Source organism: Pseudomonas fluvialis (assembly GCF_002234375.1).
In the GTDB taxonomy this organism is placed as follows: domain Bacteria; phylum Pseudomonadota; class Gammaproteobacteria; order Pseudomonadales; family Pseudomonadaceae; genus Aquipseudomonas; species Aquipseudomonas fluvialis.
In genome coordinates, this window is sequence record NZ_NMQV01000013.1 from 157046 (window position 1) to 170444 (window position 13399).

Annotated in this window: 8 protein-coding genes; 2 read left to right on the plus strand and 6 right to left on the minus strand. The window is 61.8% G+C overall.

All coding sequences use genetic code 11. The features are described from left to right. Positions 1-3: 3 nt before the first annotated feature. The 5 genes from CFY91_RS07975 to leuC form a co-directional block, all read right to left on the minus strand. Positions 4-2793, minus strand: coding sequence for a motility hub landmark protein FimV (locus CFY91_RS07975; RefSeq protein WP_093985819.1), 2790 nt, complete (start codon positions 2791-2793; stop codon positions 4-6). Positions 2794-3161: 368 nt separating this feature from the next. Next, positions 3162-4274 carry an aspartate-semialdehyde dehydrogenase gene (gene asd / locus CFY91_RS07980; protein WP_093985820.1) on the minus strand — a complete coding sequence of 371 codons (1113 nt, stop codon included), beginning with the start codon at positions 4272-4274 and terminating at the stop codon, positions 3162-3164. Between the two features lie 55 nt (positions 4275-4329). After that, on the minus strand, positions 4330-5412 hold the full coding sequence (leuB, locus tag CFY91_RS07985; protein ID WP_093985821.1) for a 3-isopropylmalate dehydrogenase: 1083 nt from the start codon (positions 5410-5412) through the stop codon (positions 4330-4332). Between the two features lie 107 nt (positions 5413-5519). Beyond that, positions 5520-6170 carry a 3-isopropylmalate dehydratase small subunit gene (gene leuD, locus CFY91_RS07990; RefSeq protein ID WP_093985822.1) on the minus strand — a complete coding sequence of 217 codons (651 nt, stop codon included), beginning with the start codon at positions 6168-6170 and terminating at the stop codon, positions 5520-5522. An 11-nt stretch (positions 6171-6181) separates the two neighbouring features. After that, positions 6182-7609, minus strand: coding sequence for a 3-isopropylmalate dehydratase large subunit (gene leuC / locus CFY91_RS07995; RefSeq protein ID WP_093985823.1), 1428 nt, complete (start codon positions 7607-7609; stop codon positions 6182-6184). 220 nt (positions 7610-7829) lie between these two features. Between leuC and CFY91_RS08000 the strand changes: the two genes are divergently transcribed. Both CFY91_RS08000 and CFY91_RS08005 read left to right on the plus strand, forming a co-directional pair. Beyond that, complete coding sequence (locus CFY91_RS08000) at positions 7830-8711, plus strand: LysR family transcriptional regulator (RefSeq protein ID WP_093985824.1); 882 nt, start codon at positions 7830-7832, stop codon at positions 8709-8711. Positions 8712-8795: 84 nt separating this feature from the next. After that, entirely contained in the window at positions 8796-12419 is a 3624-nt protein-coding gene (locus CFY91_RS08005; protein ID WP_093985825.1) for a bifunctional diguanylate cyclase/phosphodiesterase, read from the plus strand. Here the strand turns inward: CFY91_RS08005 and CFY91_RS08010 are convergent. Then, positions 12416-13372, minus strand: coding sequence for a tRNA dihydrouridine synthase (locus tag CFY91_RS08010; RefSeq protein ID WP_093985826.1), 957 nt, complete (start codon positions 13370-13372; stop codon positions 12416-12418). The two genes, CFY91_RS08005 and CFY91_RS08010, sit on opposite strands and share 4 nt — an antisense overlap. Between the last annotated feature and the right edge of the window lie 27 nt (positions 13373-13399).

A 13399-nucleotide genomic window follows, 5' to 3' on the forward strand; every position in this document is an offset into this window, starting at 1 on the left:
AACTCAGGTCAGGCTGGCAATCAGCTCGCGTGCTTCCTGCTGTTGAGCTTCGGAACCTTCCTGGACCACTTCTTCGAGGATGTCACGGGCGCCTTCAGCATCACCCATGTCGATGTAGGCACGGGCCAGATCCAGCTTGGTGGCTGTTTCGTCGGTACCGGAGAGGAAGTCGAACTCGTCGTCATCCAGCCCCGGGGTACTGGGCAGTGGCTCGGCTACTGGTTCCTGAGCTTCCAGGCTATCGCTAAGCTCACCCAGTTCGGCACTGACCTGATCCAGCTGGCTGGCAAAATCGGCCACTGCGGCTTCCGGCTGCATGTCGTCCTCCATGGACAGGTCGAAATCAGCCGGCAAATCGAGGCCAGCCAGCTCATCATCACCAGCCGCAGGCAGCGCAGCGGGGGCCTCCTCCAGCGAGGCAGCGGAGACCGACAACTCGTCTTCCAGAGTCAGCAGGAAATCATCCTCATCCAGCACTGGCGTTTCAGCCTGGGCGGCAGCAGGCGCATCAAGCTCCAGGCTGAACTCATCCAAAGCACTGTCGGCAACACTACTGGGCTGCTCGTCAAGGGCCAGGGCAAAGTCCAGCTCACTATTGCTCAGCTCCGGAATGTCTGCCGAGGGAGCGCTCTGCGGCTGGTCAAGCTGCAGGTCGTCAAAGGCCAAATCATCCAGCGACAGCGCATCGACTGGCTCGTCAGCAGGTTTCGCCGCCGCCTGAATATCGGCTTCAAGATCAGCTTCAAGCTCATCAAGGCTGATGTCGAAGGCATCGTCAAGGTCGTCAGCCGCCGGTTGCGCGGCCGGTTCATCAAGCAGCAAATCATCCAGCCCGGCATCGAGACTGGCAGCACTCGCCGCTGCCACCGCAGCCAAGCCAACCGCCATGGCGGGGTACTTGTTACGCAGCTGTTCCAGTTCGCGCTGCACGCCACCAATTTCTTCCAGCTCGCCATGCTGACGGGCAAAACCCTCACGGTCACCCAGCTCGGCCTGGACCTCCATCAGCTTCAAACGCAGATCGCTGCGCTGGGGCTCCTGATTGATGGCGTTGTGCAGCAGTTCAGCCGCCTGGGGGAAGCGACCGTAAGCGATGTAGATCTCCGCTTCGCCCAACGCATCAGCAGTTTGCGGGGTCAGCGGTGCTTCCTCGAACGGCTTGTCAGTATCAGTTTCCGGCACGCCCTGATCGAAGGCATCGGCAAAGCTGCTTTCCGGCATGTCCAGATCGTTTTCCAGACTGCTGCTGTGTGCATCCTGCTCCAGCTGGCTCTGCAGTTCAGCTTCCTTCTGCGCATTACGGCGCGACACTGCCATCAGGCCGAGCAACAGCAGCAACAGTGCGCCACCGCCAGCTGCACCCAGCAACATCTGGTTGGCCAACAGCTCGTCCAGCCAGCTTTGCTCTGCAACCGGTGCCGGAGACGGAGTCACTGGCTTGGCCGGTGCAGCCGGCTGCACCGGAGTAGCGGGCTTGACGACTTCGACAGGGCGCACAACCTCGGCAGCCGGGGCCTGCTCGGCGGGCTTCTCGGTGTAATTGAAATCAGGCTCGGCCGGCGCGACGGGAGCGGTCTCAACCGGAGCGGCGGGAGCAACCGGTGCAGCGGCCTTCTCTACAGCGGGCTGAGTAACCGCTGCCGGCGCGGAGGATGGCGTAGCGGCCGGCTGCTTGGCCAGATCAGCTTGCAGCTTGGCCAGTTGCTCATCCTTCAGCGCTACCAGCTTCTGCAACTTGTCGAGCTGGCTCTGCAGGTCGCCCAGGCGACCCGTCAGCTCCTGATTTTCACGGCGCGTTGAATCCAGGCTTTCCTGGGTCACCGCGAGTTTGTCTCGCAGAGCCTTGGCATCGGCAGCGCCCTTGTCGCTACCCGCAACGGCTTTACCACTGTCAGCGGATACCAGACGCAGATTGTCCTTGCTTGCCGACTGGCTGGGAGCTGCGTCCGCTACGCTACGCGGCGTGGCATCCAGCTGGCGCTGTGCCGGTGCGCTGCGCCCATCACGCCAGGCAGCATTCTGTTCGGCAACCTGAGCCACCGCCTGCCCCTGGGTACGGCTGGCAACCTGGTCTGCCGAGGGCATGCGTAGTACCTGACCACGTTTCATGCGGTTGATGTTACCGCCCACGAAAGCATCGGGATTCAGCTCAAGAATGGCCAGCATGGCCTGATGCACACTACCGCCCTGACGGTGACGCGAAGCAATTTCCCACAGGGTGTCGTTGGGCTGGGTGCGATATTCGCCAGGCGCAGCAGCGGGTGCGCTGCTGGCAGGTGCCGCACTGCGCGGAGCCGCGGCGGGTACACGCGCCTGCCCAGCACTGCGCGGGGCGGCAGCCACGGGGGCAGCAACCGGAGCCTGCAAGGGCGCAGCGATCGGTTGCGGGTTATACAAGGGCGGATCGAGCAGCAGTGTGTACTCACGCAGCAACCGACCGTTTGGCCAGAGCACTTCCACCAGGAAATTCAAATAAGGCTCGCGTACCGGCTTGTTCGAGGTGACCTGGATGACACTCTTGCCGTTCGGCTTGACCACGGGAGTGAACTTCAGGCCGGTGAGGAAAAATTGTCGATCAACTCCGGCCTTGCTGAACTCTTCGGGAGATGCCAGGTTGGAAATCAACTCGCTGGCGGACAGATCGCGTGTATCCAGCAATTCGATCTCGGCGACCAGAGGCTGGTTGAGAGCAGACTTCAAGGTCACTTCGCCCAACCCCAGCGCATTGGCCATACCTGAACTCAGCGCCGAAGCAGCCGCAATTGCCAATGCCAGTTTGCGAACCCGAATCATAGCGTAATCCCTTGTTTTATCTTTTATTCTCGTCAAGCGAGAGGGGTCTTGATGCTGCTGCCTACGCGCCCTGCAAGGGCGTATCCCCGCCAGCTGGCCACCAAGCCAGTATTGTCAAGCTAGAAAGAATCTTCAAATTTTCCGGTAAGTATCTTTGACAGATAGTGTTTTATCAATAATTCGACAAACTGCACAGGCGCAGGGCCCATGCCTTTTACCGGATAACCGGAAACACCGCACACTTTGCGCCGGCACACATGCTGCCGGCAATCTGCGTCTATCGTCCAGCCCAAGTATTGACGCAGCGCACAAAAAACACGCCCCGGAAAACCGGGGCGTATTCAGCAGTCTAAGTACTCAAGGCACACTCAACGTTCCAGCAGGATGCGCAGCATGCGCCGCAACGGCTCGGCCGCTCCCCACAGCAGTTGGTCACCCACAGTAAAGGCACCGAGGTACTGCGAGCCCATGTTGAGCTTGCGCAGACGCCCCACTGGCACAGTGAGGGTGCCAGTCACGGCGGTCGGCCCCAGCTCGCGCATACTAGCCTCGCGCTGGTTGGGCACCAGCTTGACCCAGGGATTGTGCTGACTGATCAGTTGTTCGATGTCCGCCATCGGCACATCCTTGTTCAGCTTGATGGTCAATGCCTGGCTGTGGCAACGCATTGCGCCCACACGCACACACAGGCCATCCACGGGGATAGGATTCTTGTTGCGACCCAGAATCTTGTTGGTCTCGGCCTGGCCTTTCCACTCCTCGCGGCTTTGCCCGTTGGGCAACTCCTTGTCGATGTAGGGGATCAGGCTACCGGCCAGCGGCACGCCGAAGTTGTCCACCGGGAAGCCTTCGCCACGCATGGCTTCAGCCACCTTGCGATCGATATCGAGGATGGCGCTGGCCGGATTAGCCAGATCGTCAGCCACAGCGCCATGAATGGCCCCCATTTGCTTGATCAGCTCGCGCATGTTCTGCGCACCCGCGCCGGAGGCTGCCTGGTAGGTCATGGCACTCATCCACTCGACCAGACCGGCCTCGTACAGACCACCCAGCGCCATCAGCATCAGGCTGACGGTGCAGTTGCCGCCGATGTAGTTCTTGGTGCCGGCGTCCAGCTGCTGGTCGATGACCTTGCGGTTGACCGGGTCCAGCACGATCACGGCGTCATCGGCCATGCGCAGGCTGGAGGCCGCATCGATCCAGTAGCCAGTCCAGCCGGCTTCGCGCAGCTTGGGGAAGACCTCACTGGTGTAGTCGCCACCCTGGCAGGTCAGGATCACATCGAGGCTCTTCAGCTCATCAATGCTGTAGGCATCCTTCAGCGGGGCAATCTCCTTGCCAATGGCAGGGCCCTGGCCACCGACATTAGAGGTAGTGAAGAACACCGGCTCGATCAGGTCGAAGTCCCGCTCTTCCAGCATGCGCTGCATAAGCACGGAACCGACCATGCCACGCCAACCGATCAGACCTACACGTTTCATAACGACTACACCTATATAAGCAGCCCGCCGGAACCACCCCGGCGGGACTGGAAGATTACAGACTACGCAGCGCTTCTACCACCGCGTCGCCCATGGCGGCAGTGCCTACCTTGGTCTTGCCTTGCGACCAGATGTCGCCGGTACGCAGCCCCTGATCCAGTACGAGGCTGACGGCCTGCTCGATGGCATCGGCGGCTTTGACCTGACCGAAGCTGTAACGCAGCATCATCGACACCGAGAGGATGGTCGCTAGCGGGTTGGCAATGCCCTGGCCGGCGATGTCAGGCGCCGAGCCGTGGCACGGCTCGTACATGCCCTTGTTGTTGGCATCCAGGGAGGCCGAGGGCAGCATGCCGATGGAACCAGTGAGCATGGAGGCTTCGTCGGAGAGGATGTCGCCAAACATGTTGTCGGTAACCATCACGTCGAACTGCTTGGGTGCGCGCACCAGCTGCATCGCAGCGTTGTCGACGTACATGTGGCTCAATTCGACGTCTGGGTAATCCTTGGCCACTTCCTCGACCACGGCACGCCACAGCTGACTGGAGGCCAGGACGTTGGCCTTGTCCACCGAGCAGAGCTTCTTGTTGCGCACCATGGCCATGTCGAAGCCGACCTTGGCGATGCGGCGGATTTCGCTCTCGCTGTACGGCAGCGTGTCGTAAGCCATGCGCTCGCCGTTTTCCAGCACCTTGCTCTCGCGCGGCTGGCCGAAGTAGATGCCGCCGGTCAGCTCACGCACGATAAGGATATCCAGACCAGCGACCACTTCCGGCTTGAGGCTGGAGGCCTCGGCCAGTTGCGGATAGAGAATGGCCGGACGCAGGTTGCCGAACAGGCCCAGCTGCGAGCGGATCTTCAGCAGGCCACGCTCCGGGCGGATGGCCGGATCAATGGTGTCCCACTTCGGCCCACCCACGGCGCCGAGCAGCACGGCGTCGGCGGCGCGGGCGCGCTCCAGGGTCTCGTCGGCCAGCGGCACGCCATAACGGTCGATGGCCGCACCGCCCAGGTCATCGAAGCTCAGCTCGAAACCGAGGTTGTATTTCTCATTGGCCAGGTTCAGCACCTTGACCGCCTCGGCCATGATTTCCGGGCCGATACCGTCGCCCGGGAGGACCAGAATTTGCTTTGTCATATTTCTATCCGTCATCTCGATAAATCTTTCGCTGGAGGCTGGAGGCTGAACGAAAGAGCCGCACGTTTTTCAGCTCAGCCTTCAGCCTAAAGCCGAAGGCTTCGGCTTCACGCCTTGATCGCGCCGAACAGCCAGGGGCTGCTCTGCTGGTGTTTGGCCTCGAAGGCCTTGATCGCTTCCGCGTCCTGCAGGGTCAGGCCGATGTCGTCCAGACCATTGAGCAGGCAGTGCTTGCGGAAGGCATCGATCTCGAAACTGTACTGCACGCCATCCGGACGGGTCACGGTCTGCGCCGCCAGGTCCACGGTCAGCTGGTAACCCTCGGTGGCCTCGGCCTGCTGGAACAGCGCATCGACCTCTTCATCCTTGAGGATGATCGGCAGCAGGCCGTTCTTGAAGCTGTTGTTGAAGAAGATGTCGGCAAAGCTCGGCGCGATCACGGTGCGGAAGCCGTACTCGTCCAGCGCCCAAGGCGCGTGCTCGCGGCTCGACCCGCAGCCGAAGTTCTCGCGCGCCAGCAGCACGCTGGCACCCTGGTAGCGCGGGAAGTTCAGCACGAAGTCCTTGTTCAGCGGACGATTCGAGCAATCCTGGTTCGGCTGGCCGACATCCAGGTAGCGCCACTCGTCGAAGAGGTTCGGGCCGAAGCCGGTGCGCTTGATGGACTTCAGAAATTGCTTGGGAATGATCTGGTCGGTGTCGACGTTGGCACGATCCAGCGGAGCCACCAGACCAGTGTGTTGGGTAAAGGCTTTCATCATCTGTCTCCTCAGGCCTGGATCAGTTCACGCACGTCGATAAAGTGACCGGTCACGGCAGCAGCCGCGGCCATGGCCGGGCTGACCAGGTGAGTACGGCCACCGGCGCCCTGACGGCCCTCGAAGTTGCGGTTGGAGGTCGAGGCGCAGTGCTCACCGCTGCCCAGCTTGTCCGGGTTCATCGCCAGACACATGGAGCAGCCCGGCTCACGCCATTCGAAACCGGCTTCGATGAAGATCTTGTCCAGCCCCTCGGCCTCGGCCTGCGCCTTGACCAGACCGGAACCCGGCACCACCAGCGCCTGCTTGACGGTAGCCGCGACCTTGCGCCCCTTGGCCACCTCGGCGGCGGCGCGCAGGTCTTCGATGCGCGAGTTAGTGCAGGAGCCGATAAACACGCGATCCAGCTTGATCTCGGTGATCGGCTGGTTGGCGGTCAGGCCCATGTACTTGAGCGCGCGGACGATGGAATCGCGCTTGACCGGGTCGGCTTCATTGGCCGGGTCCGGCACCTTCTCATCCACAGCCAGAACCATCTCCGGCGAGGTGCCCCAGGACACTTGCGGCTTGATGTCTTCGGCCTTCAGCTCGACCACGGTGTCGAACTGCGCATCGGCGTCGGACACCAGGCCCTTCCACTGCTCGACGGCCTTGGCCCAGTCAGCACCCTTCGGCGCAAACGGACGGCCTTCGACATAGGCAATAGTCTTTTCATCGACAGCCACCAGACCGACACGCGCACCGGCCTCGATGGCCATGTTGCAGAGGGTCATGCGGCCTTCCATGGACAGCTCGCGGATAGCGCTGCCGGCAAACTCCAGCGCGTGGCCGTTACCACCGGCGGTGCCGATCTTGCCGATCACGGCCAGCACGATGTCCTTGGCGGTGACGCCGAAGGGCAGCTCGCCTTCGACACGCACCTGCATATTCTTCATCTTCTTGGCCACCAGGCACTGGGTGGCGAGCACGTGTTCCACTTCGGAGGTGCCGATGCCGTGGGCCAGCGCACCGAAGGCGCCGTGGGTGGAGGTGTGCGAGTCGCCGCAGACCACGGTCATGCCCGGCAGCGTGGCGCCCTGCTCCGGGCCGACCACGTGAACGATGCCCTGGCGGCTGTCGTTCATCTTGAATTCGAGGATACCGAAGTCATCGCAGTTCTCGTCGAGGGTCTGCACCTGAATGCGCGACACCTCATCGACGATGGCTTCCAGGCCACCCTGGCGCTCGGCGCGGGTGGTCGGCACGTTGTGGTCCGGGGTGGCGATGTTGGCGTCGATGCGCCACGGCTTGCGCCCGGCCAGACGCAGCCCCTCGAAGGCCTGCGGTGAGGTCACTTCGTGGAGGATCTGCCGGTCGATGTAGATCAGCGACGAACCGTCGTCGCGGCGCTTGACCTCATGCATCTCCCAGAGCTTGTCGTACAACGTTTTGCCAGCCATCAGCTATCCCTCATCAGCGTCTTTATATGCCAGGGCGAATGCCCCTTTGGCTTATGTGGAGAGATGCTATGATTGCGGAACAAATAACTCAAATTCATATTTTTTATCCCAAGCATTCCTTACAAGAATGCCTAGACACTTCAAGCGTCAAGTCACCAGCCGCTCGCCAAGACCCAGCGGTTCGACCTGTCGCTGGTGGCTTGCCGCTTGGAGCTATCCCATGGATCTGGCCAATCTCAATGCCTTCATCACCGTGGCCGAACTGGGCGGTTTTTCCGTAGCAGCCGAACGCCTGCACCTGACCCAGCCAGCGGTGAGCAAACGTATCGCCGGCCTGGAGCAGCAACTGGGAGTCAGGCTGTTCGATCGCCTGGGCCGCGAAATAAGCCTGACTGAGGCCGGGCGCGCCCTGTTACCGCGCGCTTACCAGATCCTCAACGCACTGGACGACACGCGTCGCGCGCTGACCAACCTGTCCGGGGAAGTCAGTGGTCGACTGACCCTGGCCACCAGCCACCACATCGGCCTGCATCGCTTACCTGCCCTGCTACGCCGCTTTACCCACAGCCACCCCGACGTCGCCCTGGATATTCAGTTCCTCGATTCGGAGGTCGCCTATGAGCAGGTCGTGCATGGCCATAGCGAACTGGCGGTCATCACCCTGGCGCCGCATACCGAGCCGCCCATCGCGGCCCGTGCAGTCTGGGACGATCCACTGGACTTCGTGGCCGCCCCCGAACACCCACTGGCCCGTGCGCAGCAGATCAGTCTGGCGGACATTGCCGCCTATCCAGCGGTCTTTCCCGGCGACAACACCTTCACCCACCACATTGTGCGCCGTCTGTTCGAGGGGCAGCGGTTAAGCCCCAATATCGCCATGAGTACCAACTACCTGGAAACCATCAAGATGATGGTTTCCATCGGCCTGGCCTGGAGCGTACTGCCGCGCACCATGCTCGATGCCCAGGTGGTGCGCCTGCCACTTCCCGGCATCCAACTGACCCGCCAGCTCGGTTATATCCGTCACCAGGAACGCACACTGTCCAATGCGGCGCAGGCTTTCATGCGCTTACTCGACCAACAGCGTGGCAATCTGCCCTGAGATCACTTGCGCACAGCAGTCAGGGCGAACTATGGTGCAGAAAACAACAAAAGGCGCTGTCCGAATGCCGTGGAAAAGCCGCCCATGATGCCCACTCCTGTCGTTGAAACGCAGCCTGCCAACCGTGTATCCGCCGCGTTGGACAACCCGCTGCTGCAAGCTGCCTTACAGGCTGCAGGCTTGGGCCTGTGGATCTGGCATGTCGACGAAGATCGCCTGCACCTGTGCGACGCGGCGCTGAGTTTGCTGGATTGCGTACCCGAGCATCGGCCCACCAGCCTGGCGCATTACCTGCAACTGCTGCCGGTCGCGCAGCGTGAAGGTATCGCCGCGCAACTCCAGCTACTGAGCGATGGCCAGCGCCAGCAACTGCAGCTGTCTCACGCAGTGCTGCACGGCACACAACGCTTGCAGCTGCAGATACAACGCCAACAGCTGCCTACAGAGTCCCTGCGGATCGTTGGCGTATTACAACGACTCAGCCCGACAGAGCAGCTCACCCCGACGCTCGGCGATGACCTGCTGTTCCAGCAAAGCCCTCAGGCCATGCTCCTGCTGCGCTATGACGACGGCTGCATTCGCGCCGCCAACCAACAGTTCTGCAGCCAGTTCGGCTGGCACGCACAACAGGTACTGGGAAGTACCACCCTGCAACTGGGGCTCTGGGCCAACCCCGAAGAACGTGGCCTGGTACGCAAGCTGGATCCGGAAACCACCTCGGTACTCAAGCGCGAGATCACCCTGCGCAGCCACGATGGCAGCCTGCTGCAAGGCCTCCTGCTGTTGCGCCAACTGCCTATTGAGGGGCAGCGTCACCTGCTCTGTACCTTCATTGAAGATGGCCAGCGCCGTGCTAGCGAAGCCGCCTGGCACAACAGCGAGGAAAAGTTCGCGAAGATTTTCCGCAGCACGCCCAACACCGTAGTGATTACAGAAATGAGCAGCGGTCGCTTCATCGCGGCCAACCCAGCCTTTGAAGAGCAGTTCGGCTGGAGCGAAGTCGAAGTACTCGGCCGAACGTCCCTTGAGTTGGGTATCTGGATAGACCCTGTCGATCGTCAGCGCATGCTGGCCGCACTGCAGAGCAATGAGGGCTTGCAGCATCTGGAAGTGAACTTGCGCCATCGCGATGGCAGCACCAGCGTCAACCTGCTGTATGGCCGCCCCATGACGCTCGATGGCCTGCCCTGCCTGATCCTCAGCCTGCGCGACATCAGCCTGCAACGCCAACAGGAACAAGCCCTGCGCAATAGCGAGCAGCGTCTCAAACTGGCCCTCGAAGCCGCTCGCCTGGGCACCTGGGAGTGGCACGTACCCAGTGGCCAACTGTTTGCCTCGGCACGTACCGCGGAGCTGCATGGCCTGCCCGCACAACCGTTCCACGACGTCTACCACAAACTGTTTCGTCATCTGCCAGAGCGCGATCAGCAACGCCTCACCGCGCAATACCGGGAGCTCCTCGCCCAGCCAGGACGATTGCACGCCGTGCATTATCAGGTACAAGCCGAGAACGGCCAGCTGTTCCAACTGGAGTCGCTGGCCACGCTTTATCTGGATGCCGACGGCCAGCCGCTGCGCATGAGCGGCGTGGTGGCCGATATCAGCGAACGCATCGAGCGTCAGCGCCAGCTACAAGCCTCGGAGGCCAAGTTTGCCTCACTGTTCCAGTCCAGCCCCGAGCCAATCTGCGTCTCGCGCATGGAGGACGGACTGTTCATCGAAATCAACCCGAGCTTTACCCAGGTATTTGGCTGGGAACCCCATGAGTTCGTCGGCCGCAACGCCCAGCAACTACAATTCTGGGCCAACCCTGCGCAGCGCCAACAGTTGTTCGCCAAGATGCAGCGCCAGGGCCGACTCGACAACGAACTGATCGCTTTCCACCACCGCGCCGGTCAACTGCTCACCTGCGAGGTGTCGACCCGCTTGCTACCCGCCGCGCATGAAGCACTGATTGTTTCCACCTTCCGCGACGTCACCGAAATTCAACGCGCCCAGGAAGCCCTGCGCATCAGTGAGGAGCGCTTTGCCAAGGCCTTCCACGCCTCACCGGATGCCATTAGCCTGAGCGAACGCGCCACCTCACGCTTCATTGAGGTCAACGAAGGCTTCTGCCGTCTGAGCGGCTACAGCAGCGAGCAGATCGTTGGCTATACCGCTTATGAACTGGGGGTTTGGGCTGAGGGCCAGCGGGAACTTCTGCTGGAGCAGATGAGCCATTACGGTCATGTCCACAACCTTGAGCTGACCGCGCAGAATCGCAACGGCGAAGCCATTGCCATCAGCGTCTCGGTCGAGCCGTTGATCCTCGACGGCATGGAGTGTCTGTTGATGATCGCCCGCAACATCAGCGAGCTGAAACAGGCACAGGCACAGATCTACCACCTGGCCTACCACGACCCGCTGACCAACCTGCCCAATCGCACCCTGTTGCTGGATCGTCTCAACCAGCAGATCGCCCTGCTGACTCGCCACGATCTGCGTGGCGCACTGCTCTATCTCGATCTGGATCATTTCAAGCACATCAACGACTCGCTCGGCCATCCGGTCGGCGATGCGGTGCTGAAAATGCTCACGGCCCGCCTGGAGAGCTGCGTACGCCAGGAAGATACCGTGGCCCGCCTGGGCGGCGACGAGTTCGTAGTGCTGCTCACCGGCCTGGAGGGCGATTATCAACACGCCGTCGAGCAGGCCCAACAGGTCGCTGACAAACTGCGTGCACTGCTGGCCAAACCCATGCTGATCGATGGTCACCGCCTGCAGGTGACCCCGAGCATCGGCATTGCCCTATTGCCCGATCACGGCCGCTGCCCGGCCGACCTGCTCAAACGCGCCGACATCGCCCTGTATCGCGCCAAGGACAGCGGGCGCAATGCCGTAACGCTGTTCCATGCCAGCATGCAGGCAGCAGCCAGTGAGCGCCTACGCCTGGAAAGCGAACTGCGCCAGGCGCTGGCTCGCGAAGAGTTCGAACTCTACTACCAGCCACAAGTGGATAGCCGTAGCGGTCGTATCATCGGTGCCGAAGCCCTGCTGCGCTGGCAACATCCGCTGCTGGGCATGCAATCACCGGCCGTATTCATTCAGGTGCTTGAGGAATGTGCGCTGATCATCGAGGTCGGCGACTGGGTATTGCAACGCGCCTGCGAAGACACCGCTCGCCTGCTGGCCAGCGGGCATGTTCAGGGCAGCGACTTCTGTTTGAGCGTCAACATCAGTCCCAGGCAATTCCGCCAAAGCGACTTCGTCGACAAGGTCACCCGTTGCCTGCAACGCAGCCAGCTACCGGCACGCCTGCTCAAGCTGGAAATCACCGAAGGGATCGTCATCCAGAGTCTGGACGACACCATTGCCAAGATGCAGCAATTGCGTCAGCTCGGCGTACGCTTTGCCATGGACGACTTCGGCACCGGCTACAGCTCACTGACCTACCTCAAACGTCTACCCATGGATGTACTGAAAATCGACCAGTCATTCGTGCGCAATGCCAGTCACGACAGCAACGACGCCGAGATCATCCGTGCCATCGCCGCCATGGCCAAGAGCCTGGGCCTGGAACTGATTGCCGAAGGCGTGGAAACCGCCGAGCAACTAGCGATGATCCAGGAGCAGGGCTGCCATCTTTACCAGGGCTTCCTGTTCAGCCCGGCCCTGCCGCTGGGCGAATACCAGCGCCTGCTGGCCCGCCAGCTACGCCAGGTGCGTTAGGCCGGCGGCGTGCTGGCCATCAGCAGCGCGTCGATAGCGGCACAGTCCTGCAGTCCGCGCAGCGCCACGAACAGCGCCTGCGCCTGCACATAGTTGCGGGTCAGCATGCCCAGCCACTGCTTCATGCGCCCAGGGGCGTAGCGCGGGCCGAGTTTGTCCTGCGCCAGCAGCCAGAAACGCATCAGCAGCGGCCATAACGCTTGCCACTGCAGGGCCGGCAACGCTTCGCCACGTCGTGCTGCCGCAATCTGCAGAGCCAGATCCGGACGCGAGACCAGACCACGGCCGAGCATCACATCGTCCACACCACTGATGGCCCGGCAACGCTGCCAGTCGTCTACCGACCACACCTCGCCATTGGCCAGCACCGGCACCGGCACCGCCTCATTGACCCGCGCCACCCACTCCCAGTGGGCCGGCGGCTTGTAGCCATCGACCTTGGTACGCGCGTGTACCACCAGTTGTCCTGCCCCACCGGCTGCCAGCGCCCGAGCACAGTCCAATGCACCCTCCGGACTGTCGTAGCCCAGACGCATCTTGGCGGTCAGGGGCACCGCAGCAGGCAAGGCGCGGCGCACGGTTTCAGCAATACGAAACAGCAACTCCGGCTCCTTGAGCAGCACCGCACCACCACGCGAGCGGTTCACGGTCTTGGCCGGGCAGCCAAAGTTGAGGTCAATCACCGGAGCGCCCAGCTCCACCGCCAACGCAGCGTTCTCGGCCAGACACTGTGGATCAGAACCGAGCAACTGCAGGCGCATAGGCGTCCCCGCCGCCGTGCGCGAACCTTGCGCCAGCTCAGGTGCCAGTTTGTGAAAGCTGGCTGCCGGCAACAGACGATCGTTGACCCGCACAAATTCGCTGACACACCAGTCAATACCACCCACGCCGGTCAGCAGTTCGCGCAGGATGTCGTCAACCAGACCTTCCATGGGTGCCAGGGCTATCTGCACGATATGTCTCACATAACAACGGGGGCG

What these genes read in the sequence shown, in the direction of transcription:
- CFY91_RS07975 (WP_093985819.1), bottom strand. Translation starts at nt 2,793, where the DNA reads ATGATTCGGGTTCGCAAACTGGCATTGGCAATTGCGGCTGCTTCGGCG.
- asd (WP_093985820.1), bottom strand. Translation starts at nt 4,274, where the DNA reads ATGAAACGTGTAGGTCTGATCGGTTGGCGTGGCATGGTCGGTTCCGTG.
- leuB (WP_093985821.1), bottom strand. Translation starts at nt 5,412, where the DNA reads ATGACAAAGCAAATTCTGGTCCTCCCGGGCGACGGTATCGGCCCGGAA.
- leuD (WP_093985822.1), bottom strand. Translation starts at nt 6,170, where the DNA reads ATGAAAGCCTTTACCCAACACACTGGTCTGGTGGCTCCGCTGGATCGT.
- leuC (WP_093985823.1), bottom strand. Translation starts at nt 7,609, where the DNA reads ATGGCTGGCAAAACGTTGTACGACAAGCTCTGGGAGATGCATGAGGTC.
- CFY91_RS08000 (WP_093985824.1), top strand. Translation starts at nt 7,830, where the DNA reads ATGGATCTGGCCAATCTCAATGCCTTCATCACCGTGGCCGAACTGGGC.
- CFY91_RS08005 (WP_093985825.1), top strand. Translation starts at nt 8,796, where the DNA reads ATGATGCCCACTCCTGTCGTTGAAACGCAGCCTGCCAACCGTGTATCC.